Raw genomic sequence first — 21,608 nt, forward strand, 5'->3', positions numbered from 1 at the left:
GTTGCTCCGGTCGCGGCTTGAAGCCGAAAACGCTCAACTCAGTATGATGCTCCTTCGGTTCTATTCATAATGGCGAGAGTTATCTATTAGCACCACCATTGGCGCTCACACCACGGGCACATCATGACCTACCAAGACGCGTCCGCTGATCCTATCTGGAGATATTCCCGATTGCAGAGCCGTTAATCCCGGATAACGGCGATGCAATCGCGCAGAACCGCCATTTATGAAATGCGCGGTGAGGAGCGGGCCCACAAACCTTACACCGGATGGAGCAGATCCTGTGCAAGCGTGAGCAGCGTTATGTCGGTCGCAGTTGACGTTCTCGTTCGAGCGCCAGCGGATCATGCTGGAGGAGACCGAGCTGACACACGGATTGGTCGGCTGGTATGTCGAGACCTATGCCTATGCAGATGGTCGATTGGGACGTAACCGGTGCTCCGCTCCCACGCTGCTCTCACCACCTTGATCTGTGACGCCTTTCCGTGAACGAGCAACGGGAGTTTCTCCATGGAGACTACATTGGAGGTTCTCACGACCAGGAAGCCTGGACGTGAGGTTCACAGGCACTGGCCGGACGAGGTGAAGGCGCAGATCGTCTCGGAGAGCCTGCAGCCCGGAGCGCTGGTGAATGAAGTTGCCGAGCGCCATGGCCTGAAGCCGAACCACCTTGGCGAACGATGGCCCGGCAGGGCAAGCTGGTTCTGCCTGCACCCGAGGATGCGGTTGAGTTCGCAGCGGTGATCGTCGACCCACAAGTCTCGGGGCCGCCGATCAAAAGTCCAGCCGTCCAGAGATCATCGTCGGCGGTGTCACAATCCGCCTGGAAGAAGGTGCGTCTGCCACCCGGACGCCGCTGTCGTACGTGCATGCGCGGTTCCAGCATGATCTTTCCATCGAACCGCGTACGGATCATGTTGGCGACCAAGCCCGTCGACTTCCGCAAAGGACATGATGGATTGGCAGCATTGGTGAAGAACGAGCTGCACAAGGACCCGTTCACGGGAACGGTCTTCGTATTCCGGTCACGCAAGGCGGATCGGTTAAAGCTGATCTACTGAGATGGCAGCGGTCTGGTGATGGCCTACAAGCGGCTGGAGGAGCACACGTTTACCTGGCCAGATATCCGGGACGGCCTGATGACCCTGGGACATGCCCAGTTCGAAGCGCTGTTTGCGAGCCTCGATTGGCGGATTGCCCACCGAGGCAACCATCGCTCATGTGCTGGTCTCCAAATATGCCGATCATCTACCACTATACCACGGCCTGGGGGGAACCGGGGTCGTCGGCACGTTACGACGTGGCAGTGCCACACGCTCCATCGCGCTTTCAAACTGGCGCAGCGATTACATCGATCACCGACCGCACTCAGGCCTCGGCTGGCTGACACCCGCCGAGTTCACCCAAACCATCAACCCGAATGCGGTGCTGCGCAGCCGAAACGGCTCCGCACCGCATCTCGCCGCTACCGCCCCGAACACAGCAACCAAAACCGCTGGAGCGAACTCAAAACTGGATATAACTTGGGGGCAAGGTCATTCCTGATGGCTTTCTGTCTGACGGCAGATGATGGCTTGTTTAAATTGAATAAGACGCGCTCATCGCACCTGCTGAATATACCGGAGGCAGATTTGTCCAACAACGAACGCAACAACGAACTGGCGCAACTGACCGCAGATGTTGTTTCCGCATACGTCGCCAACAACGTAACCCCGCAAACCGAGATCACCTCCCTGATATCTGACGTTTACGCGGCCCTGAATGATTTGGGCAAGGCGTCAAGCGTCGCCCAAACGCCCCCGGTGGTGGAGGAGATCCAAAAGCCTGCCGTATCAATCAGAAAGTCGGTTTCACTTGACGCCGTTATCTGCCTTGAGTGCGGCAAGCCGTTCAAGTCGCTGAGGCGGCACCTGCAGTCTCAACACGGGCTTGCGCCTGAAGATTATCGGGCGAGGTGGAAGCTTCCCTCTGACTATCCCATGGTTGCGCCAAACTACGCCGAAGCTCGCTCGTCCTTGGCGAAGCAGATGGGCCTGGGCCAACGACGTGGGCAGAAGGCCAAGAGCGCACCGAAAACGAAAAAATAAGCAGAGCTTTCAAAAAAGTCGTTCTCGCTACCTTCGGCCCACTGCCCAATTCGTTGAAGCAAAAGTACACTTGGTCGGAATAACAACTCAGCGACTCCAGTGTGCGGTCGATGCCTATGGAACCGGGCCGCGACGACGGACTTTAGTCCGGCCGAACGCTTCCAAACGAGGCGGCGGCCATCACGGCCCGAGCGGAACTCGAGGATCGCAGCAACGCTTCTCGGCCCTCCGGCGCGCGCGGCGACGAAGAGGCGGTCGAACTCCGGCACAAAGAGCGACGTCCGTGCGCCGCTGGAGGTCATCATACGTCCGGCTGGTCGGAGTCCGTCGCGACCGCGCTGCACGACATCAATCGCGCCACTTCCACAGCTGACGTAAATTCGACCGCGCTTGCCGTCGAAGAAAACGTCGTCGGCATCGCCGCAGGTGTCCAGATTTTCGCTTATCGCCCCTGTTGCCACGTCCCAGAGGGTGAGCTTGGCAGGATTTCGGAAGACGATTGCAAGCTCTCCGCTCGTACCGTCGAGGGCCATGGGAAAGTTGGCTGTCAGTCCCGGTGTTTTCCAGGCCGTCACCCGCTTGCGTGATTTCAGATCGGCGACGACTACCTGGCGCGCGTCCGGTACATTGACGAACACGCGATCTGTCACAGGAAGCAACGTGTTGCTCGCGCGTTGCCTCTTTATGCAGCAACATCAAGTGGACCACATACGACCCTGTTCCGTCCGCCTGCTTTTGCTTGGTAGGCGTATCGATCCGCTGCGGCGAAGAGCTGGTCATAGGTCGCCAAACCTTGGAAGCTCGCCGCACCGATACTAACGGATAGCCTTACACCGCCCTTTTCGCTGAGGATGTGGACCTTCGTGATCGTTTCGCGGATCCGCTCAGCCGCGATCTCCGCATCGGGACGCCTCGTTGCCGGGAGAAAGACACAGAATTCCTCACCGCCAATCCTTCCTACAAGATCGATCTCCCGGACGTTTTGCCTAATGGTCCGCGCCATGACCTTGAAAGCATCGTCGCCGGTCTGATGTCCGTGGGTATCGTTGATCTTCTTGAAGTGATCGGCATCGATAACCAGCATGGAGCCATACTGCATAGAGGCTTGCTGCTGCGCTTTCTCAAGGTAGGCATTGACCAGCATGGTGAATGCGCCCCGGTTCAACACCTTGGTCAAGCTGTCGGTCGAGGCTATTCGCTGCAGCTGTTCTCGTGCATCTGCCGCTCGACGAAATGCCTCGAAGATAAAGTAGGCGACGGGAAGGGTGATAAACAGGGGAACCAACACCGCAATCTCAATGGATTTAGCCTCATAGGCTTGGTTCAGGTAGTTCAGATTGTAGAGATCGGCCAACATGGAAACGCTGACGACGAAGATGGCTGCGGCGATTGTCCCGGCGTAGGTGCGCGCCTTGCTGGTAGCGGAAAAGTCGAGTTTCATGGCTATGAATGCGAGCTTGCTATTGGTGTTTCTCCGCCCTGTTTCAGGGCGCTATGTCAGTCACAGAGGTTCCGGCTGTCGTAGCTGCAGGCCGCGTCAACCAGCAAGCCTATCACTGTCCTCGGTGTTCGGTTGGAGATGTTCGAGCAAGTCCGCTCGTCGGGCAGGCCAGACGGGGTCGAGTTGCCTGTCGGACATTATTCGGCGCGAGTTCGTAACGTTCGCGAGTGTCTGCAGGGCACTGACCTGCGCGTCGATGTCGATGGACACGACAGAGGCTCCGATCAACTCGCCTGCGACATCGGTTACTCGGGACGCATGGAGCAGCACGCACGTTCCGTCCGCCGACAGTCCAAACGTAACGCACCGGGTCGGACTGCTCGAGGCAACGGTCGAGCATATCGCCTGCCGCTTCCAAGGTTTCGCCTTGCAGGATGTCACGGATGGTCCGCCCCTCCAGCTCCTCCACCGAGAGATTGTGGAGTGACGCAAAGTGCCTGTTTGCACGAATATGACAAAAGTCCATATCGAGATAGCAAAGACCAACGGGGGCTTGATCGTAAAGCGAAGCAAGCTGGTGCACCTGCTGGAAGGGCGACACATCACGTGCATGGGCGAAATCAACGCTGGTCGCGCGTCCTCTGTCCACGATCATCAATGCGGCCTTCTCGCCCTGAACCGGGCGACCATAGAGCCAGCCCTGCACATAGTGGCACCCGAGTTCACGCAGGATCGCTTCTTCTTTTTTGCTTTCAACGCCTTCCGCGACAACCGTCATGCCGAGGCTCTGCCCGAGGCCGATCATCGCGGCGGCGAACCGTCGTTTGCTTCGGGACTGGTCGAGTGCGCTGACGAACTGCCGGTCGATCTTCAGTTTCTTGAAGGGGAAAGCCTCAAGGCGGGAGAGGCTGGAGTATCCCGTTCCAAAATCGTCGATGGCAACGGCAATACCAAGCATGTCGAACGCCTGTAGTTCCGCAAGAGTGCGCTCAGCATCGACGGTCAGCGTGGTTTCCGTGATCTCGATTTCAAGCCGGTCTAGCGGGAACCCGGTCTTGTGCGAGGCATCAATAAAACGTTGCCGCAGATGGCGATCCGAAAGTTGCGAGGAGGAGACATTGAAAGCCAGCTTGAACTCGCCAGGCCACCCGATTGCCGCGCCACATGCGTCCAGCAATAATGCATCGAGCAGTTCGTCGAGAAGGCTGAACGCTTCAAGACGTAGTACAAGAATTGCGGGGCTGAGTTCGCCGCCGGTCGGGTCAGTCCATCGGGCAAGGACTTCGAAACCCGTGATACGTCCTGAACGGAGGCAGACAATCGGCTGGAACGCAGGCCATATACTTCCATTCGTCAACGCGGCTTTGAACAGCCGCCGGAACGGCGCTTCCCCTGCCGTGTCAATACTCGGCTTGACTGGGACTGGAGTGTGCGCTGACATTCTAACGTTCCTCATCACCTTGTTTGCCCGCAACGCAAACGGCGGAAGTCATGGCGGCAAATTGTTCGCCAAGCTTGATCTGCTAGCGAATCGATCGAAGCCTCTCTTCGAGCACGGCGGCATTTGGCTTCCTCGCTTGTACGCCACCAAACGTCATCTTGGCTTCAGCATCGAGCCGATGCCACCCATGCATCAATTTCGTCGGACGAGGCCTCCCCTCTGACGATCTTCCACATGAACGCGATCATGTCTCGGAGGGCTTCCTGCCCTGTGGCCTGGAGCCGCGACAAGTCGGGTTGAGGAGGACTGGGAAGGGGAACGCCATGTGAGGCTCCTTCAAGGTATTTTTGAAGGAAATGCTGCACGATCATGAGTTGCCCGACGCCTTCTGCTGCGTCGGGCAGACAATGAAATTATGCGACTTCTGCCCACTCCATCGCGCTCGCAAAGATCGCCTCCAGATCAAGGAAGCAGATCATGTCCTTGTCGCGGGCAAAAATGCCCTCGGCGTAGTTTGCGGACGTAACCCCGACACCCACCGGCATCGGCTGGAGTTCAGAACCGGAAATCGTCAGGATGTCTGACACCCTGTCGACCATCAGCCCGATGGTCCGGTCCTGCACGTTCGTGACGACGATGGCGCTACGCTCGCTGGTCTTCGCCGGAGGCATGCCCAGTTTGATCGCGAGATCGACGATGGGGATGACCTTTCCACGTAGGTTCATGACGCCGAGCACTTCGGACGGCGTATGCGGTATCGGCGTAACCGGGGCCCATCCGCGAATTTCGCGGATGGAGGTGGTGCGCACGCAAAACTGCTGTTCATGGAGCATGAATGCGATAATTTCGAATGCTTCGGTCATTCTGCTGAGGGTGCCGTTCATCAGAACTCCTCCCATGCGTCCATCGACGTGTCGATGGCGGCGTTGCCCGAGAAGGCAGAGGCGATCTTGCGGCCGAGTGCGCGGACGGGCGATGCGGCGGGGCGGTCACTACTCGTTGCCGAACGGACGGGTGCATCGGAGGTAGAACGGTTGTCGTCCGACAGCTTGAACTGCGAAAGAAGCTGATTCAGGGACGCAGCCTCCCGTGCAAGGCTGTGGCTAGCTGCGGTCGACTCCTCAACCATAGCAGCGTTCTTCTGCGTGTCCTGATCCATCTGGTTTACGGCCGTGTTGATCTGCTGAAGACCTGACGACTGTTCCTGTGCCGCATCGACAATCGCGGCAACATGGAGATTGATCTCCTGGACTTCCGAAACGATTTTCTCCAGCGCCTTACCGGTATTGCCCACGAGTTGAACACCCTGGTTGACGTGCTGGTTCGAAGTCGTGATCAGCGCCTTGATCTCCTTGGCGGCATTTGCGGACCGCTGGGCGAGTTCACGAACTTCTTGAGCGACCACGGCGAAGCCCTTTCCTGCGTCACCGGCACGGGCGGCCTCGACACCGGCGTTCAGAGCCAGGAGGTTCGTCTGGAACGCGATCTCGTCAATGACGCCGATGATGTTGTTGATCTCGTTGGCCGACTGAGCGATGTGCTCCATGGCGATGACGGCGCTGCGAACGACGTTGCCGGACTCCTCCGCACCGGCCTTCGCACGGCCGACGAGTGCGCCTGCCTCCTGCGCACGCTTGGTCGAGTCCTTCACGGTGGTCGTGATCTCTTCCAACGCTGCGGCGGTTTCCTCGACGGCGGCGGCTTGTTGTTCGGTGCGCTTGGCCAGATCGTCGGCGGCTGACTTGATCTCGTTTGCGCCAGCGTCGATACCGCGAGCGTTCTGGGCAACGTTGATCAGCGCGGCCTGCAGCTTCTCGGCGGACTGGTTGAAGTTCATTCGCACAGCATCGAGAGTTTCCACGAACGGATGGCTGATCCGGAAGGAGATGTCACCGTCCGAAAGTTTCGCGAGCCCGGTAGCAAGGTTATCGACTGCGTACTTCACGTCCGCTGCTTCCTTGGCCTTTTGCTCTTCGCGGGCAACCCGCTCCTTCTCGCTCAGCGAGCGATTTGCCTCGGTTTCCTTCTCCAGGCGAATCCGCTCGATGGCATTGTCTCGGAATACCTGAACGGCGGCAGCCATGTCACCGATCTCGTCACGGCGCTCGGCGAACGGCACAGGGCTTTGGATGTCGCCATGGGCGAGTTTGCGCATTGCATCCGTAATCCGCTGGATTGGGTTGGCAATGCGTGCCGTGGCAAGATACATGCCGATGAGGCTGATGATGACGGCGATTGCCGCAACGGCGACCGTCATGAGGAAGGCTGAATCCGCCGTCGCGTCGGCATCCTTCACGTTGGACTGGGCGCGCTCCGTAATGAAGGCAACCAACTCGTCGATCTGGGCGTTTGCCTGGTCAGAACGTGACCGCATGACGCCCTGAAATAGGTCGCGCGCTCCCTCACGATTACCGGCTCCGAGGAGCTCGACATAACGCGAGCCCTGGTCAACGTATTCCTGGACGGCAACCCTGATTTTCCCCGCTAAAACCTTGCCGTCTTCAGTTATGGCTCCCGCTTCATATTTGGTAACGGCTGCGGTCAGGTGCTCTTTGGCATCGCTAAGGGGTTTAGCCTGGGCACGAAAGTCCATATCGTTGGCAATCATGGAATAGCGTGCATAAGACAGACGCAGATCGCAAAGGCTCCCTTCACCTCGCGCGCCGTGACAATACGCTCGAACCAGTAGCCTCCAAGCTCCTCTGTCGAAGCGCCAATTGTGCTGATACTTCTCAGTGATGTGGCCGAAAGAGCCACGATGGCGATGATCAATGTGGCCATAAGTCCGGTAAGGACAGCTTTCAAAGACAGGTTTTTCACCTTACGTTTCCAATCAATTTTGCGATCTGCTCCTTCGTGCAGGAGGTATTCAGACTGTGAGGCATCGCACGTTCGTCGCCTCTGTCATTGAGGCCGAGCCATCTCGATGATCAGGATATTGAGGAACCACGGAGATAATCGGATTTCATTTTACTAGGAATCACCTCTGTCAAATCAGTTAACAGTGGACCGCGACAATTCTGAATTGTCTCATCGAGGATAGAAAATATTTCTGCCGATCACGGTTTCCTAACAAATTTTGGTATTCTATTCCGTATTAGAGCATTGATTTAATTGATGTCGTGCGACTGGCCCGAACGCGAAGGGGCTTGCGGTCAACGCTCCACATTGGCTCTCAAGCCTTTGACCTCGAATCGGAGAGGCACTTCATCATCGCGCTCGGAGAAGGATGCCTTGTGGTCTGCTTACTCATTCATGACAAATAAAGGTCTGCTATGCTGGGATTCCGAGCAGAGGAGCTGGCCGTGATACCGACAATGGATGATGAACTGCCCCCCCATTTCGACCGGACAGTCGGCATAAGCAGAAAGGCTCAAGCACAGGCTTGAGGACAGGCTTGTGTCCAACGACTATCGAGCGCATCGAGGTGATCACGGGTGATGTCCGCCGCAGGCGGTGGACAACCGAGCAAAAGCTGCAGATCATCGAGCAGAGTTTCGAACCTGGCGAGACGGTTTCGTCGACCGCTCGCCGTGGACGGTGGCGTCGTCATGCTTCCCGACTTCGTCATCTCGGAAACCGATTGTCTTCATAAAATCGACCCCGATGCGGTCCTGACGCGAGAGGTTTGGCTCATCGTGCACTCTGAGATCAAGAATGTCCCGTCGGTTCGGGTCGTGTCCGACGCTTTGAGGCAAATCTTCGTGGATCGGCGCGTTCGCTAACTACCTCGGCTGTTTTGAGATCAGGTCCCTTGGTGGCCATGAGTAGGTTCCGTCCCTGGTCCCACAAACTCAGCGTCAATGAGCACGCGTCGATCCCATCTCCTCCGCGTGGGATGAGTGCTCGTCTTTATGGATCCGGCGCCGGCCGCGATGCGTCGCTACTGAGTCCTCATTGATCGAATGGAACAAGGTGCCCTTGTGTTGCGCTTGCGAAGAATTCGAACCAGCACCGATCCGTGAGTTTGCAAAAACACGGTTTCCGCGCACGAGTTTATTGACTAGACAAAACGCCTGATCCATGAAACCTGAGCATGTAACCTTTGGGCGGCAAATTCCATGGCGCGGCAAGCTGAAGAAATCTGGCAAACGCCGTCGCTCGACGGGGAAGGTCCGCTGTTCAAGCAAATTGAACGCGCGATCAGGTCCGAGATCATGAGCGGACGGTGGCCGCCGGGCCACCGCATTCCACCCGAATCCGCCTTTATGGAAGCGTACTCGACGACCCGTGCGACCGTTAGCAAGGCGCTGTCGAAACTATCCGAGGCGGGTCTGCTGGATCGAAAGCGCCGGCAGGGTACGACAGTTGCAAGATCGACAGAAACTCATGCGGTCATCGGTTTCCTGGACGTGCGACAGGAGATTGAGGCACGGGGTCGGGCATACACCTATAAGGTCCTGAAGGCGCGTAGGATGAAGGCGAAGAGCATCATCGAAATGTGGCCCGCGGTCTCCTCCGATACCCCGCTTCTCAAGCTCGATGCGGCGCATTGCGGCTTTGGTCAGCCAGAGGTGCTCGAGGAACGCTATATCAATCTGAATGCCGCTCCGGATGCGGTCACAGCCGATTTCGAAGCGGAAATGCCGAATACCTGGCTGCTCGCCCGGCTGCCGTGCACACGCCTGCGTCACACGATCCGGGCGGCCGTAGCCTCCGCCGAGACCGCCAAGCTCTTGGGAGTGGCGGAAGGATCGGCGCTGCTCATTTCGCTCCGTCAGACATGGGCGGACGATCTGCCCGTAACATCCGTCAAGCTGATCTATCCCGCCGAACAGAACGCGTTTGTCGGCGAATTCAATCCTCTGCAACCGTGATGTCCATGCTTCCACCCGGTGTCCTCGCGCGCATGAACCGCGACAGGGTTGTCGCTCTCGGCGGGACACGCGACCTTTTGTACGTCGCCGCCAAGCTCCCGAACGTGGTCTACTGTTCCGGCTATCGAAGCTCGGCTTACGATACCGATCCGGATCACCGGATGGCGGTGGTCTTCGATTCTGAAAACATGGTCGTCGTCGGCCCGGTGGCGGACCTCTGGGGCGCAGCGGAATGCGCGTCCAAACCGTTCATCTACATGGGATATCGCCGCTTCTTCTTCGATCATACGGAGGCGCTGATCGATGGGGAGACCCGGTTCGAGCAGTACTCCAGTTTCGATAGCGCGCTTAACGCTGCGATTGCCAGGCTTTCAGACGGAAAAACGCGGATCGCTTTCGATACCGATCCGACCGCGTTCGATCTTGCATCAACCCTGCCGCTTCTTAGCCAGGAGGACGCGGATCGGGTGTTCCGGACTGCGCGCTCCGTCAAGAGCGCGGCTGAAATCAGTCTGCTTCGGAGTGCCACAGAAATCACCGAACAGGCTCTCTCCACGTCGTTGGCAAATGCGCGGTCGGGGGTCTCAGAGGCGGATGTGGCAGCCGACATCACGGCTTCGATGATCCGAAATGGAATCCGCCCTGGGTTCGTCGTTGTAACATCAGGACCGCGGGCGGCCCTCGCTGACGCCTATGCCAGCCGGCGAATCCTTCGTCCGGGGGATGTCGTCCGCATCGACATCGGCGGCACGTTCGGGGGATATTGGTCGGATACCGCCTGCACCGCCGTGGTCGGCGAACCATCAGACGAAATCGAGAAAGTCAGCGCGGCCCTGCTCGCCGGTCAGGCCGTGGCCCTGGGGCGGGTCTTGCCGGGCAGTCAAACCGCGGAGATCTTTCACGCCACGATATCCGCGGTCTGCGCCGCCGGCCTTCCGCAGTACCGGCGCCATCATGTCGGTCATGGCCTCGGCTTGGCGCCCCACGAATTCCCGACCATCGGGCCGGATAAATCCGAGCGGCTCGTCCCGGGAATGGTGATCAACGTCGAAACGCCGTACTACCGCCCCGGCTGGGGCGGCATAATGTACGAAGACACTCTGGTTGTCGGCGAAGGCGGCGCCAAGCGGCTGACGACGCTCGACAACCGTCTGATCATCCTGCCTGACTGAAGCTGTTGTGGCTGCGCGCTAGGATCGCAAGCGTGGCCTCGACGAAGGAATCGATCTCCTCGGTGGTGTTGGCAAGTCCCGGAGACAGCTGGATGCCTTTCATGGAGGAATCTTCCTCCATCTCGAATGCCTTCACGTGGATGTTGAATTCCTCCAAGAGCACGTTGGCGAAGTCTTCTGCATCCATGCCCTCGACGACGAAGCCGCCGAAGCCACTCCCGGGGGCTGCGTCTATATCGGTCAGAAGCCGAATGCGCTCGTGACTGCGCAGTCGTGTGGCCCACCGATCGCGGAGATAGCGCAGGCGCGCCGATTTCTCGGCCTGACCGATCTTCCGGTTGAAGGAGATCATTTCCGGGATGGAGGCGGGGAGCGCCTTGAAGACCGTTCCGACCTCTTCGAACTTTTCGATGGAATCGGCCGGCTTGTCGGACCAGCTTGCAAACAGCGGCCAGACTTTGGGAATCTGCTCCTTGCGGATGTATAGAAAACCGGTGCCCCTGGGGCCGTACATCCACTTGTGCAGGCAGGCCGCATATCCATCGCAGCCGAGTTCTTCGAGGCGAAGATCGAGATGACCGGCGGAATGGGCGCCATCGACAAAGGTGAAGATGCCGCGGCTTCTCGCGAGTTCGCTGATCGCCTTGACGGGAAGAACGAGGCCGGTCCTCGCGACGACGTGCGGAATGGAGATCAGCTTCGTTTTTTCGCCGATCGCGTTCTCAAAGGCGGTGAGAATTTCCTCCTCGCTTGCCGGGCCGAACGGCAGGTCGACGAGCTTGACGGCAATTTCTTCACGCAGGGCGCGCTGTCTGAGGATCGCGAGGTTGGAATCATAGCAGAATTTTGTCGCGAGAATCTCATCACCCGGTTTCAGCACGAAGCCGTTCAGCACCGTCGCGATGCCTTCCATCGCATTGCGGGTCAGTGCGATCTCGTCGGCGGGCGCACCGAAATAGTCGGCCAGCAGCGTTCGGATCTCTACTGACGAACCGCTCTCCTTCATTTCTTTGAACGGCTCGTATTCGTCGAGTTCGTAGGAGAGCGACAAGTCGACCAGCTCTCGAACTTTCTCCCGGACAACGAGAGGCGCCGGCCCGCGGCGCGTGTTCACAAGTTGGGTGTTGACGTAGAGCGGGTTCATCGTTTCCCGCACTGAAAGCCAATAGGCTTCGTCATCGGGTGCCTTCTTCAGGTGCAAGGTTTTGCCTGCCGATTGAAAGTTCACGTTTCTATCCTCTCGGAGATGCCGCTCTCAGCGGGCATGCATGGTTTGGATGTCCCGCGGAGCGGGAGCGGGATGCGGAAGGGGCTGCGCCGCACTCTCGGCATAGAATTTTTCCGCCAGCACACAGCCTGCCTGATGCGAGGGTGAGAGAGCGACCAGCGGCGGGACCGCCGAAGCACAGACTTCTGCCGCATGCGGACAGCGGGTCCTGAAGCGGCAGCCGGATGGCGGGTTGGTCGGGCTGGGAATGTCGCCGAAGATTTCGGGCGGCTCGCGTGTTACCTCGATCCGAGGGTCCGCGCTCGGAATGGAGCCGAGTAGGGCCTTCGAGTAGGGATGGCTCGGCCGGGCATAGAGCTCGGCAGATGTGGCCTCCTCGATGATCTTTCCGAGGTACATCACATAGGTCCTGCTGGTAGCCTGACGAACCAGCGCGAGGTCGTGCGCGATGAACAGGCACGCCACTCCGAGGTCCTTGTGGAGTCTGAGGAAAAGATTCATCACCTGAGCCCGGATGGAGAGATCCAGCGCACTGACAGGCTCGTCGCAGATCAGGACCCGCGGCTCCACCGCCAGAGATCTTGCGATTGCCACCCGCTGCCGCTGACCACCCGACAGCTCCCTGGGGTAACGTTCGGCCAGAGCATCCGGTAGGCCGACCTGGTCGAGGAGCGTTCGGATCCTGCGGCGTTGTTCGGCTGGGTCCGAGATGCCCATGATGATCAGGGCCTCGGCAATCGCTTCACCGATCGTCTGCCTGTCGTTGAGCGAGGCGTAGGGATCCTGGAAGACATACTGGATCGCCCGCCGCCGCCTGCGAAGCTCGGCGCCGCGAAGGGTCGACAGATCGACGCCGTCGAGAAGAATTCGGCCGGATTGCGGACGCTCCAGTCCGACAATCGTGCGGCCGAGCGTCGATTTTCCGCAGCCGGATTCTCCGACGAGACCGACCATCTCGCCAGGGGCAAGGGTGATGGAGACATCGTCAACGGCCGATATCCATTTGCTGCGTTCGACGCTCTTGAAACGCGTCACGAGGTTTTCCACGCGCAGCAGCGGCTGGGCTTCAGGCATTGGCTGGCTCCTTCAGGCGGGATGCGTTGACGACGTGGCAGGCAGTCGCGGAGACGCCGGAGATGGACAGGAGTTGCGGAACGGCCTTGGTGCAGTTCTCGAGCACCAATGGACAGCGCGACGCGAAGGCGCACGCTTTAACCGGCGCGCCAAGGATGGGCGGTGCGCCAGGCAACCCGCGGAAGGGCGAGCCGGGCGGATCCTCGGGAAGCGGAAGCGCGGCGATGAGGCCTTGCGTATAGGGATGACGCGGCTCCAGCAGAACCTGCTCGGCCGTTCCATATTCGGCAACGCGGCCCGCATACATCACGACTACCTTGGAGGCGGTGCCGGCGACGACGCCCATGTCGTGGGTGATCAGCACGATCGCCATGTTCAGACGCTGCTGAAGGTCCTTGAGAAGCGCGATGATCTGCGCTTGCACGGTGACATCAAGTGCGGTCGTCGGTTCGTCGGCGACGAGGAGCTTCGGTTCCCCTGCGATCGCAATGGCGATCATCGCGCGTTGACGCAGTCCGCCGGACAGTTCATGCGGGTATTGCCGCAGCCGGGCCTCGGGATCGGACATGCGCACGAGCTTCAGCAGTTCGAGTGCACGGGCTTCGGCCTGCATGGAGGTGAGCCCCAGATGAAGCTCGCCGACCTCGGCAATCTGCCTCCCGACCCGCAGCGCCGGATTTAGCGCACTCATCGGATCCTGAAAGATGGTGCCGATGCCGCCGCCACGGATCCTGCGCAATTGCTTCTCGGGCATTCCCACCAGTTCGGTCCCGTCAAAGAGGATGGACCCGTGGATGTCTGCCACGACACCGGTCGGCATGAGGCCGAGGGGGGCGAAGTTCGATACGGTCTTACCGCTTCCGCTCTCGCCGACGATCGCCAGCGTTTCCCCCGATTGGACCGAGTAGCTGACGCCATCGACGGGACGCAGCGCGGTTCTGGCGGTGAAGAGGTCTACGGTCAGGTTTCTGACTTGTAGGAGCGCTCCTGTCATTGTTGGGCCCTCGTCCAGTTGGAGGCCAGCATGCGGCGGCTGGCAAGGATGCGACGCGACAATGGGGTTGGCACCCGGTTGAGCGCGATGGATTCGCCGAGCAGGTTGAAGCCGATCACGACAGCGGTCAGTACGAGGCCAGGCAGAATGACCTGCATCGGGACCGTCTCGAGATAGGGGAGAGCATCGACCAGCATTTGTCCCCATTCCGGGGTCGGCGGCTGGATGCCGAGGCCAAGAAAGCTCAGTGTCGCGATCGAAAGCGCAACTGCTCCGGCATCGGCCGTCGCATACACCAGCACGGCGCCTATGGTTGTGGGCAGAAGATGGTGGAAGTAGACGCGCAGTGGACTGGCCCCAAGGACCCGCAAGGTTTCGATGTGCGGACGGTTCATCACGCCGACTGCCACGGCCCGGCTGATGCGTGCGCTGCCGGGCCACCAAGCCAGAGCAAGCGCGAAGATCATGTTCCAGTATCCGGTCCCGAAGATGCCGATCACGGCGAGCGCAACGATGAGGCTGGGCATCGCCAGACCCACATCGACGATCCGCATCAGCACTTCTTCGACCCAGCCGCGCTTGTAGCCGGCGATCGTTCCTATGGTGATGCCGACCGACAGGGCGATCAGGAGCACGAGGCACATCCCGACGAGTGATGTCCGCGCGGAGACGATCAGACGGCTTAGCGTGTCCCTGCCCAGATGATCGGCACCGAGCCAATGTTCCCAGGATATGCCGGCATGGGCCGCAAGGAGATCCTGGGCATTGGGGTCGTGCGGGGCGATGTAGGGGGCAAGCACCCCAAGCGTGACGAACACGCCGACAGCGACCATGGAGACACGAGGCAACTGGCGGAGCGACCGTGCAAAATCTTGGAGAATTCTCATGCGTTGGCTCCCTGACGGCGGAGTTTCGGATCGGAGAACATCATTCCGATGTCCACCAGCAGGTTCAGGATGATGAATGACGTGAGGAAAACGAGCAGGCAGGCCTGCACGACCATGAAGTCGCGAAACAGCACGCCCTGGAGGAAAAGGTCCGCCACGCCTTTCAAGGCAAAGAGCGGCTCCACCACGACTGCGCCGACCACCATGGCGCCGCCCTGCGCGCCGAGCGCATTGATGTAAGTCGGCGCGATGTTGGGAAGCGCATGCCTGAAAATGATCCGCCCACGCGACAGGCCCTTGGCCGAAGCCGTCAGGGCAAACGGTCGCGCCATCGCCTCCTCCAGACCGACACGCACCACGCGGCTGAGCACCGCAGCGGGCAGGAGTCCGATCGTCATCCATGGCATTATCCAACTGGACAGTCCCGCGCTGCCGAACGTTGGCAGCAGCCGCAGTTCCACCGCCAAACCGTAGATGAGGAGGGCGCCGACAAAGAAGGATGGCATCGATGCACCGAGCAGAGCGATGATGCGGGTGGTCGCGTCACCGATGCTGCCGGGCATGAGTGCCCCGATGAACCCGAGCGTGAAGCTCAGGATCATCGCGAAGATCGCGCCGCCCGCGACAAGGATTCCCGTGACGTGCAGGCGCCCCGCCAGGGCCGGGCCGATGCTTTCGCCTGTCTTGTAGGAGACCCCGAGGTCACCCTTGAGTGCGGAGCCGAGCCAGTTGCCGTACCGAACGACCAGGGGATCGTTCAATCCGAGCTCCTCCTCGACGGCTCGGATCTGTTCGAAGGTGGCCTTCGGAGAACGCAGCTCGGCAATGAGCACCGCCACGTTTCCGGGAGCTGACACCACGAGGGTGAAACAGAGCATGGTGGCGAGCACCAGCAGCACCGCCGCATTGCGCAGGCGGATGGAGATCAAAGTGCGCATGGCATGGCCCTCAGAAGTTGAGAGCCAAGCCCTTATAGGGCAGGTCGTATTCGGTGGAGGGCGCCTTGAACCCGCTCACGCGGTTCGTGTGCGCCCAGATCGACGGCACATAGAACAGCGGCAAGCAGGAGACCTGGTCATGCAGATAATCATGAATCGCCTGCGTCGCCTGCTCCACCGTGTCTTCGGAAGCCGATGCAGCGGCGTTGACCAGCGGATCGAGATGCTCCGGATCGATCACGAGCTTGCCGTCAACGCCATTGTCATAGGTTGAGAGGAGCAGACCGATGATCGTACCGAAAGGCTCGTAGGGAGCACCAAACGTAGTGAACAGGGCTATGTCGAAATGGCGGGCCGGGATGTCGGAATGCCTGGACGCATGGTCGACGGAGCGAATCTTGACGTCTATGCCGATCTCGCCCAGTTGGGCCTGCATCACCTCGGCCAGCGACCGTGAGCCGGCAATCTGCTCTTCACTGACGACGATCTCGATGCTGAGCGTTTGCCCGTCTTTCTCACGCACACCGTCGCCGACCCATCCCGCTTCATCGAGCAGCTTGCGGGCAGCTTCCGGGTCCCTTGCCGGAACGGGGAAGCGCTTGCCGGAAAGGTGCACGGTCTCGGGGAAGATGTTGGCGGCAGGCTGGGCCAGACCCTTGTAGAGAACCTGCGAGATCGCGTTACGGTCGAACCCGATATTGATCGCCTGACGCACCTTGAGGTCCTTCAGGGCGGGGTTGCGATCCGGATTCAGTCCGGCGACGATGGTTGAGGTGCCCTGTTCGACGACGACGGGCACGCCCGCTGCCTGAAGTGTGACCGCCTCGGTGGCCTTGATGGGCGCAAGAAACTCGCCGCCGGTGAGGTCGATGTCGCCCGCACGGATCGCTGCCATGCGCCCGCGGGAATCCGGAAGAACCATGAGCTCAAGGTGCTTGTAGCCAGGCTTGTCGCCCCAATAGTCGTCGAAGCGTTCGAATTCGCTGCCATCGTTCGTGGCCTGTTCCTCCATCCAGGCGCCGGTGCCGATCGGCTTTTGGTAGTTGCCCGCGGCATCAACCGATTTGGGGCTGAGGAAACGAGATGGCCGCACGTAGGAGAATTCATTCAGGAGGCCAAGGACCGGCTCCTTGAAGGTGATTTCGACCGTGTAATCGTCGATGACCTTGTGTCCGGCGAAAAGACGCGAGGCGTTCATCCATGCCGTGGAATCCTTGCCGATCCAGCGATCGAGATTCCAGATCATGGCTTCGGCGTTCCAGGGCGCGCCGTCGTGGAACTTCACGTTCTGGCGTAGCTTGAAACGCAAAAGCCGCCCGCCATCTTCGACCTGCCATTCGGTGGCGAGAGCGGGGGAGAACCTACCGCCGTGCTCATAGCGAAGCAGCGGTTCGAAGATGAGATCCTGGACCGCCCATAGACCTTTGAAGGCGTGCGGATTGAGATCTCCTGCGGGCTTGGCCGCCGCCACCCGCAGGACACCGCCTGCGCCTTCCTGTGCCAGAGCGATGATAGGATTTGTTGCAAGGATGGCCGTCATACCGGCCATCCCTTTCAGGAGGGTTCGTCTGTTCGTCTGCATCTTGTTCCCCTTGCAGCGCTTCGTGACGCGCAAATTTAATTGACTAGACAATTAAAACGTAACGCTGCCTTATTGTCTAGTCAATAGGATTCTTGGGCCGTGAAAGTGTGCAGTAGGGCGGCGAAGGCAGCCGAAGTCCCGGTATTCGGCGACAGGTCACTCGGCTCCGGCGCGCTCCTCGTTGAGGCTATGCAAGAACGCCTCAAGCGCGGCGATTTCCCTGCCCTCCAAACCGAGCCGCTGCAATTCGGAGTGTCCCGCAGGCGCCGCGGGTGCGCGATTGTAGTGTTCGAGAACGTCGGCCAGCGTCCGGATCTGCCCCGCATGCATGTAGGGCGGCCGCAGCGCGACGTTGCGCAGCGACGGCGCCTTGAATGCGCGCTCGGCTTCGCGCCCGTCCGTGGCCATGAAGCGCAGCTCGGCACAGTCCTCCGGACCGGCATCGCTATATCGTCCGAGACAGTTGAACGAATCCGACCTTACCGATCGAACTCCTGCGGCGCGTCCGGTGTCCTCGGGCAACCCGGGCACCGCCGGCACACCGGTGTTGTGGAAGTGGTTGTCGGTCAGCAGGGGGCCGTTGTGGCAGTTGACGCAGTTGCCCTTGCCGATGAACAGGCGCTGCCCGTCCAGTTCCTGCGCCGTCAGGATGTGCTCCTCCGGACCAGCGCCGGCCGAGAGGGCGGAGGCATATCGGTCGAAGCGGCTCTTGGCGGGCATGATTCCACGCTCGAACGCCGCGATGGCCTTGCCGAGGTTTGCGAAGACCGTGTTGACGGCCTGACGCTCGTCCTCGCTCATCGCCTCCCAGGCCGCGACAGTTTCCTTCGGACCCGCGGGCGCGGCGTGCTCCGGAAAGCCATCTAGGCTGGGCAGCGGGCCAAACACACGCTCGTACGAGCCGCGGTAGCTTTCGCCGACCAGCCGCGCGAGGACCGTGCGGTCGGATCCGTGCTCGACCGGGCTCTCCAGCGGGCCGAGCGCTTGTGACCACAGGCTGTCCTTGCGCCCGTCCCAGAAGAGCCACGGGCTGTAGGCCATTCCGGCGACTGCATGGCGCGCCGGTTGGTGGTGCCGACGCCCTTCGAAAGCGCCAGTCCGTCCTGGAACTGGAGGTCGGGCTGGTGGCAACTTGCGCAGGAAATCCTGCCGTTGCTGCTCATGCGGGCGTCGAAGAACAGCGCCTTGCCGAGTGCGGCGGCCTCCGGATCGTCTGCCACCCGGTTGGACGGATCGGCAGGCAAAGGCGGCAGGCTGTCCAAGGAGAGCGAGGCGATCAACCGCACTTCCTCCGCCGTCCAGTCGGTTGCCTGGCTCGAGGTCGAGAAACTGGCAATGGCAAGGGCGAGCCCTGCCACTCCGGCAATGGATGCCGCGATCAATCTGGCGCTGCGCATGACGATCCCTCAGAGCACCAGGTTGAAGACGAATTCGTCGTGCCCGGCAACGCCGTCGACCTCGACCTTTATGGTCCACCAGCCCGGCATGTTAAATTTCATGCCCTCGACCAGGTAACGGCCGTCGCCGAGATACTTCGTGACCTTCGGAACGGTCGGCAGGCCATGGCCGTGCTGCGGCATGCCGCCGTCGACCGTGATCGACGCGCCCTCGACGGGAGCGCCCGTGGCCGTGTTGAGACTGACGGTCCAGCTATGCATGCGGCCCACGGTGACCGGCTCGATATTGGCGTGGATCGCGGCGCGGTAGATCCCGCCCGCCGACAGCTTGCTCAGCGCCAGGTCCAAGTCCTTGGACGGCGACATCATCATCATTGCGGTACATGCGCCGGCCACCAGCAGGCCGGCCGGAATGCCGAACCACAAGGCCCGCTTCAGGCTCTTCGATGTTTCCATGTTGATCTTCATTGGTTCAGTTGGTCGTGCCGATAGAGGAATTGCCGCCGGCGGGATTGAACGTAGCGGCTAATGCAAGATCAATATCGGGAAACCGCTCATGCCAGCAGGCGTTGGGCCTGAACCGTCTGGTCAAGTCGGAGAGAGGTGGGGGTTATTCCCATCATGCGACGGCAGGTGCGTGTCAGATGCGCCGAGTCCGCGAAGTTCGCGGCATGGGCGGCCTCGGTCCAGGATGTTCCGCCAAAGCCGAGCCGGAGGGCCCGGGTGAGGCGCGCCCAGAGCACGTAGGCGCGAAAGGCAACACCCGTCTCGGCCACGAACAGATGGCGGAAGCGGCCTTCGCTCAGGCCGGCGACCTGAGCCATTTCGGCCAGCGTGAGCGGCTCATCGAGGGGATGCGATCGAGCACACGATCCGAGAAATCAATGGACCCTGACCTGCGCGGAGAGCCAAGGAGTTTTCGCCAGAGGCGCGGGCGGAAAGACTCCGACCTCACGGCGCCCAAAGTGATGCCTCGGATCAAATGGCCGCCGTGCCGCAACAGGATCTACGACCATCTCTGTAGCAATTTTTGCATCCCTATTTCAGAAACTAGTTGCGCCTGCCATTCCTGTATGCAAGTATCCCGGCACACAAGCATTTGGGGGATGTGCCGTTGACTCTTTCCGCGGAGCTGAACGCCCGGTTGGAGGGGCAGCTGGCCCTTGTGCTCGCCGGCTTCGCTGAGTTGACTGGAATTGAAAGTGGGTCCTATTGCGGCGAGGGGCCGATGCCGGGTCTTTCCGCGCGATCAAAGGTCGCCTTGAAGCGGTGGCATTCAAACCCATCCGCTCTTGTTGCAGGACATGCACCACATCATCGACAGGGCTGCTCATTCCCGGACAACAGAATTCCGTTGGCTGGACGACTGTCGGAGAGCCAACGGTTCTTCTCCAAGGCCGACGCTTACGCAGAACGCATATGCGTTGACAGCGGAGATGACCTTTCCAAAAAACAGGAGGAGTTGTTATGAATATTAAGTCCCTGCTTCTATCGTGCGGCGTGCTGCTCGCAGCGAGCCCCGCATTTGCACAGGCCAAAGAGATTACCGTTCAGATCTGGGGCTCGACCTGGGAAAACGGCCTGATGGCCATTTCACAGCAGTTCGAGGCTGAAACGGGTATCAAGGTCAATGCCGTCACCCAGTCGTCTTCGGGCGAGGGGTTGGTCAAGCTCCAGGTCGAGCGCGACAACCCGTCCGTGGATGTCTGGTTTGCAACCAACACCATTGCAAGCGAGGCGGCGCAGGATCAGAAGCTGTTCGTCAAGATCCCGCAGGACAAGCTGAGCAACCGCGACCAGTTGATCAAGGGCGCGATGTCCGAGGATTGGGTCGGCATCTATTATTACCCGATGGGCATCGTCTATGACGCGGATGCCATAGATGTCCCGCCGACCTCCTGGGAGGGCCTCTGGAAGCCTGAGTACAAGGGCAAGATCATCGCTCCGGCCATGTCGATCTACTCCGGCTCGCTGCTGACGGTTGCAAACATCATCAATGGCGGCACCTCGGAAAACTTCGATCCGGGATTTGAGGCTCTCAAGCGCCTAAATGAGAATGTCTCGCTCTACTACACCTCGGACTCCCAGGCTCGCCAGTCCATCGTTCAGGGCGAAGGGACCATCCTCATCGGCCAGAGCTCGCACATGAAAGCGGTTGCAGGCGAAGGCCTTAACATGAAAATGATCGCTCCGCGTCCGGCCCCGATGTATTTCGACGTCATGATGATGACCAACGGATCGCATCAGGAAGAGGCGGCCAAGTTTATCGACTTCATCATCTCGAAGACTGCACAGGAAGAGATGCTGGCTCGGGTGAACATGGCTCCGGTCAACCGGAACGTTTCGCTGCCGCCAGAACTCGCAGCGGCCCTGCCAGCTGAGGGTGACGGCATCGTGATGGATGGCGCTGTCGTCTTGAAGAACATCAGCGAGTGGTCCGTCCGCTTCGACGAAATCGCGACCCGCTGACCCTAGACACGCCGACACCGCTCTGCGGGATCGAGATCGATCAGGTGGTGAAAGCCACCTGATCTTGTTTCCGACGACGCT

At 60.1% G+C, this 21,608-nt stretch carries 18 protein-coding genes and 6 pseudogenes; 9 read left to right on the plus strand and 15 right to left on the minus strand.

Annotated elements, in window-relative coordinates; translation table 11 throughout:
* Positions 1-266: 266 nt before the first annotated feature.
* From C7449_RS20310 to C7449_RS20330, 5 genes and pseudogenes are all read left to right on the plus strand, one after another.
* A pseudogene (locus C7449_RS20310) lies at positions 267-424 on the plus strand (ISNCY family transposase); the annotation flags it as partial.
* A gap of 86 nt (positions 425-510) precedes the next feature.
* On the plus strand, positions 511-744 hold the full coding sequence (locus tag C7449_RS21985) for a transposase (RefSeq protein ID WP_108004742.1): 234 nt from the start codon (positions 511-513) through the stop codon (positions 742-744).
* A 170-nt stretch (positions 745-914) separates the two neighbouring features.
* Positions 915-1,136 (plus strand): annotated as a pseudogene (gene tnpB / locus C7449_RS20320) (IS66 family insertion sequence element accessory protein TnpB); the annotation flags it as partial.
* A 181-nt stretch (positions 1,137-1,317) separates the two neighbouring features.
* Positions 1,318-1,517 (plus strand): annotated as a pseudogene (locus tag C7449_RS20325) (IS3 family transposase); the annotation flags it as partial.
* Between the two features lie 27 nt (positions 1,518-1,544).
* Positions 1,545-2,087 carry a MucR family transcriptional regulator gene (locus C7449_RS20330; protein ID WP_108004788.1) on the plus strand — a complete coding sequence of 181 codons (543 nt, stop codon included), beginning with the start codon at positions 1,545-1,547 and terminating at the stop codon, positions 2,085-2,087.
* On the opposite strand, the gene C7449_RS21630 is transcribed toward C7449_RS20330, so the two are convergent.
* The 6 genes and pseudogenes from C7449_RS21630 to C7449_RS21635 form a co-directional block, all read right to left on the minus strand.
* Entirely contained in the window at positions 1,994-2,725 is a 732-nt protein-coding gene (locus C7449_RS21630) for a YncE family protein (RefSeq protein WP_146165111.1), read from the minus strand. The genes C7449_RS20330 and C7449_RS21630 overlap by 94 nt on opposite strands.
* Before the next feature lie 44 nt (positions 2,726-2,769).
* A complete protein-coding gene (locus C7449_RS20335; RefSeq protein ID WP_108004743.1) occupies positions 2,770-3,528 on the minus strand; it encodes a GGDEF domain-containing protein in 759 nt (252 codons plus the stop codon).
* Between the two features lie 112 nt (positions 3,529-3,640).
* Positions 3,641-4,969 carry a sensor domain-containing phosphodiesterase gene (locus C7449_RS20340; protein WP_170115964.1) on the minus strand — a complete coding sequence of 443 codons (1,329 nt, stop codon included), beginning with the start codon at positions 4,967-4,969 and terminating at the stop codon, positions 3,641-3,643.
* Positions 4,970-5,382: 413 nt separating this feature from the next.
* A complete protein-coding gene (locus C7449_RS20345) occupies positions 5,383-5,853 on the minus strand; it encodes a chemotaxis protein CheW (RefSeq protein WP_108004745.1) in 471 nt (156 codons plus the stop codon).
* Positions 5,853-7,556: pseudogene (locus C7449_RS20350) on the minus strand (methyl-accepting chemotaxis protein); the annotation flags it as partial. The gene C7449_RS20345 and the pseudogene C7449_RS20350, both read right to left, overlap by 1 nt.
* A 17-nt stretch (positions 7,557-7,573) precedes the next feature.
* On the minus strand, positions 7,574-7,789 hold the full coding sequence (locus C7449_RS21635) for a hypothetical protein (RefSeq protein WP_146165112.1): 216 nt from the start codon (positions 7,787-7,789) through the stop codon (positions 7,574-7,576).
* A 601-nt stretch (positions 7,790-8,390) separates the two neighbouring features.
* Between C7449_RS21635 and C7449_RS20355 the strand changes: the two are divergent.
* The 3 genes and pseudogenes from C7449_RS20355 to C7449_RS20365 all read left to right on the plus strand — a co-directional run.
* Positions 8,391-8,504 (plus strand): annotated as a pseudogene (locus C7449_RS20355) (transposase); the annotation flags it as partial.
* 526 nt (positions 8,505-9,030) lie between these two features.
* Positions 9,031-9,786 (plus strand): UTRA domain-containing protein, encoded by a 756-nt coding sequence (locus C7449_RS20360; RefSeq protein ID WP_108004747.1) that lies wholly within the window; start codon positions 9,031-9,033, stop codon positions 9,784-9,786.
* 32 nt (positions 9,787-9,818) lie between these two features.
* Positions 9,819-10,958 (plus strand): M24 family metallopeptidase, encoded by a 1,140-nt coding sequence (locus C7449_RS20365; protein ID WP_210204771.1) that lies wholly within the window; start codon positions 9,819-9,821, stop codon positions 10,956-10,958.
* On the opposite strand, the gene C7449_RS20370 is transcribed toward C7449_RS20365, so the two are convergent.
* From C7449_RS20370 to C7449_RS20410, 9 genes and pseudogenes are all read right to left on the minus strand, one after another.
* Positions 10,942-12,186 (minus strand): aminotransferase class V-fold PLP-dependent enzyme, encoded by a 1,245-nt coding sequence (locus C7449_RS20370; RefSeq protein WP_146165113.1) that lies wholly within the window; start codon positions 12,184-12,186, stop codon positions 10,942-10,944. The genes C7449_RS20365 and C7449_RS20370 overlap by 17 nt on opposite strands.
* A gap of 27 nt (positions 12,187-12,213) precedes the next feature.
* Positions 12,214-13,260: an ABC transporter ATP-binding protein gene (locus tag C7449_RS20375; protein ID WP_108004750.1), complete on the minus strand. Its 1,047-nt coding sequence runs from the start codon at positions 13,258-13,260 to the stop codon at positions 12,214-12,216.
* Positions 13,253-14,254, minus strand: a complete 1,002-nt coding sequence (locus tag C7449_RS20380) for an ABC transporter ATP-binding protein (protein WP_108004751.1) — start codon at positions 14,252-14,254, stop codon at positions 13,253-13,255. Before C7449_RS20380 ends, C7449_RS20375 begins: the two co-directional genes overlap by 8 nt.
* The gene (locus tag C7449_RS20385) at positions 14,251-15,141 is read right to left on the minus strand and encodes an ABC transporter permease (RefSeq protein WP_108004752.1); all 891 of its coding nucleotides are present in this window, start codon (positions 15,139-15,141) and stop codon (positions 14,251-14,253) included. The genes C7449_RS20380 and C7449_RS20385 overlap by 4 nt, the downstream gene beginning before the upstream one ends.
* Positions 15,138-16,079: an ABC transporter permease gene (locus tag C7449_RS20390; protein WP_108004753.1), complete on the minus strand. Its 942-nt coding sequence runs from the start codon at positions 16,077-16,079 to the stop codon at positions 15,138-15,140. Before C7449_RS20390 ends, C7449_RS20385 begins: the two co-directional genes overlap by 4 nt.
* 10 nt (positions 16,080-16,089) lie before the next feature.
* Positions 16,090-17,661 carry an ABC transporter substrate-binding protein gene (locus C7449_RS20395; protein ID WP_108004754.1) on the minus strand — a complete coding sequence of 524 codons (1,572 nt, stop codon included), beginning with the start codon at positions 17,659-17,661 and terminating at the stop codon, positions 16,090-16,092.
* A 156-nt stretch (positions 17,662-17,817) separates the two neighbouring features.
* A pseudogene (locus C7449_RS20400) lies at positions 17,818-19,058 on the minus strand (cytochrome-c peroxidase).
* Between the two features lie 9 nt (positions 19,059-19,067).
* A complete protein-coding gene (locus C7449_RS20405; protein WP_210204772.1) occupies positions 19,068-19,514 on the minus strand; it encodes a FixH family protein in 447 nt (148 codons plus the stop codon).
* A gap of 98 nt (positions 19,515-19,612) precedes the next feature.
* Positions 19,613-19,882 (minus strand): helix-turn-helix domain-containing protein, encoded by a 270-nt coding sequence (locus C7449_RS20410; RefSeq protein WP_108004755.1) that lies wholly within the window; start codon positions 19,880-19,882, stop codon positions 19,613-19,615.
* 676 nt (positions 19,883-20,558) lie between these two features.
* Here C7449_RS20410 and C7449_RS20415 point away from each other — a divergent pair.
* Positions 20,559-21,527 (plus strand): ABC transporter substrate-binding protein, encoded by a 969-nt coding sequence (locus tag C7449_RS20415; protein ID WP_170115966.1) that lies wholly within the window; start codon positions 20,559-20,561, stop codon positions 21,525-21,527.
* Positions 21,528-21,608 lie beyond the last annotated feature (81 nt).

The sequence above is a fragment of the Mycoplana dimorpha genome (assembly GCF_003046475.1).
Classification (GTDB): Bacteria; Pseudomonadota; Alphaproteobacteria; order Rhizobiales; family Rhizobiaceae; genus Mycoplana; species Mycoplana dimorpha.

What these genes read in the sequence shown, in the direction of transcription:
- C7449_RS21985 (WP_108004742.1), top strand. Translation starts at nt 511, where the DNA reads ATGGAGACTACATTGGAGGTTCTCACGACCAGGAAGCCTGGACGTGAG.
- C7449_RS20330 (WP_108004788.1), top strand. Translation starts at nt 1,545, where the DNA reads ATGGCTTTCTGTCTGACGGCAGATGATGGCTTGTTTAAATTGAATAAG.
- C7449_RS20335 (WP_108004743.1), bottom strand. Translation starts at nt 3,528, where the DNA reads ATGAAACTCGACTTTTCCGCTACCAGCAAGGCGCGCACCTACGCCGGG.
- C7449_RS20340 (WP_170115964.1), bottom strand. Translation starts at nt 4,969, where the DNA reads ATGTCAGCGCACACTCCAGTCCCAGTCAAGCCGAGTATTGACACGGCA.
- C7449_RS20345 (WP_108004745.1), bottom strand. Translation starts at nt 5,853, where the DNA reads ATGAACGGCACCCTCAGCAGAATGACCGAAGCATTCGAAATTATCGCA.
- C7449_RS20360 (WP_108004747.1), top strand. Translation starts at nt 9,031, where the DNA reads ATGGCGCGGCAAGCTGAAGAAATCTGGCAAACGCCGTCGCTCGACGGG.
- C7449_RS20365 (WP_210204771.1), top strand. Translation starts at nt 9,819, where the DNA reads ATGAACCGCGACAGGGTTGTCGCTCTCGGCGGGACACGCGACCTTTTG.
- C7449_RS20375 (WP_108004750.1), bottom strand. Translation starts at nt 13,260, where the DNA reads ATGCCTGAAGCCCAGCCGCTGCTGCGCGTGGAAAACCTCGTGACGCGT.
- C7449_RS20380 (WP_108004751.1), bottom strand. Translation starts at nt 14,254, where the DNA reads ATGACAGGAGCGCTCCTACAAGTCAGAAACCTGACCGTAGACCTCTTC.
- C7449_RS20385 (WP_108004752.1), bottom strand. Translation starts at nt 15,141, where the DNA reads ATGAGAATTCTCCAAGATTTTGCACGGTCGCTCCGCCAGTTGCCTCGT.
- C7449_RS20390 (WP_108004753.1), bottom strand. Translation starts at nt 16,079, where the DNA reads ATGCGCACTTTGATCTCCATCCGCCTGCGCAATGCGGCGGTGCTGCTG.
- C7449_RS20395 (WP_108004754.1), bottom strand. Translation starts at nt 17,661, where the DNA reads ATGCAGACGAACAGACGAACCCTCCTGAAAGGGATGGCCGGTATGACG.
- C7449_RS20405 (WP_210204772.1), bottom strand. Translation starts at nt 19,514, where the DNA reads ATGGAAACATCGAAGAGCCTGAAGCGGGCCTTGTGGTTCGGCATTCCG.
- C7449_RS20410 (WP_108004755.1), bottom strand. Translation starts at nt 19,882, where the DNA reads ATGGCTCAGGTCGCCGGCCTGAGCGAAGGCCGCTTCCGCCATCTGTTC.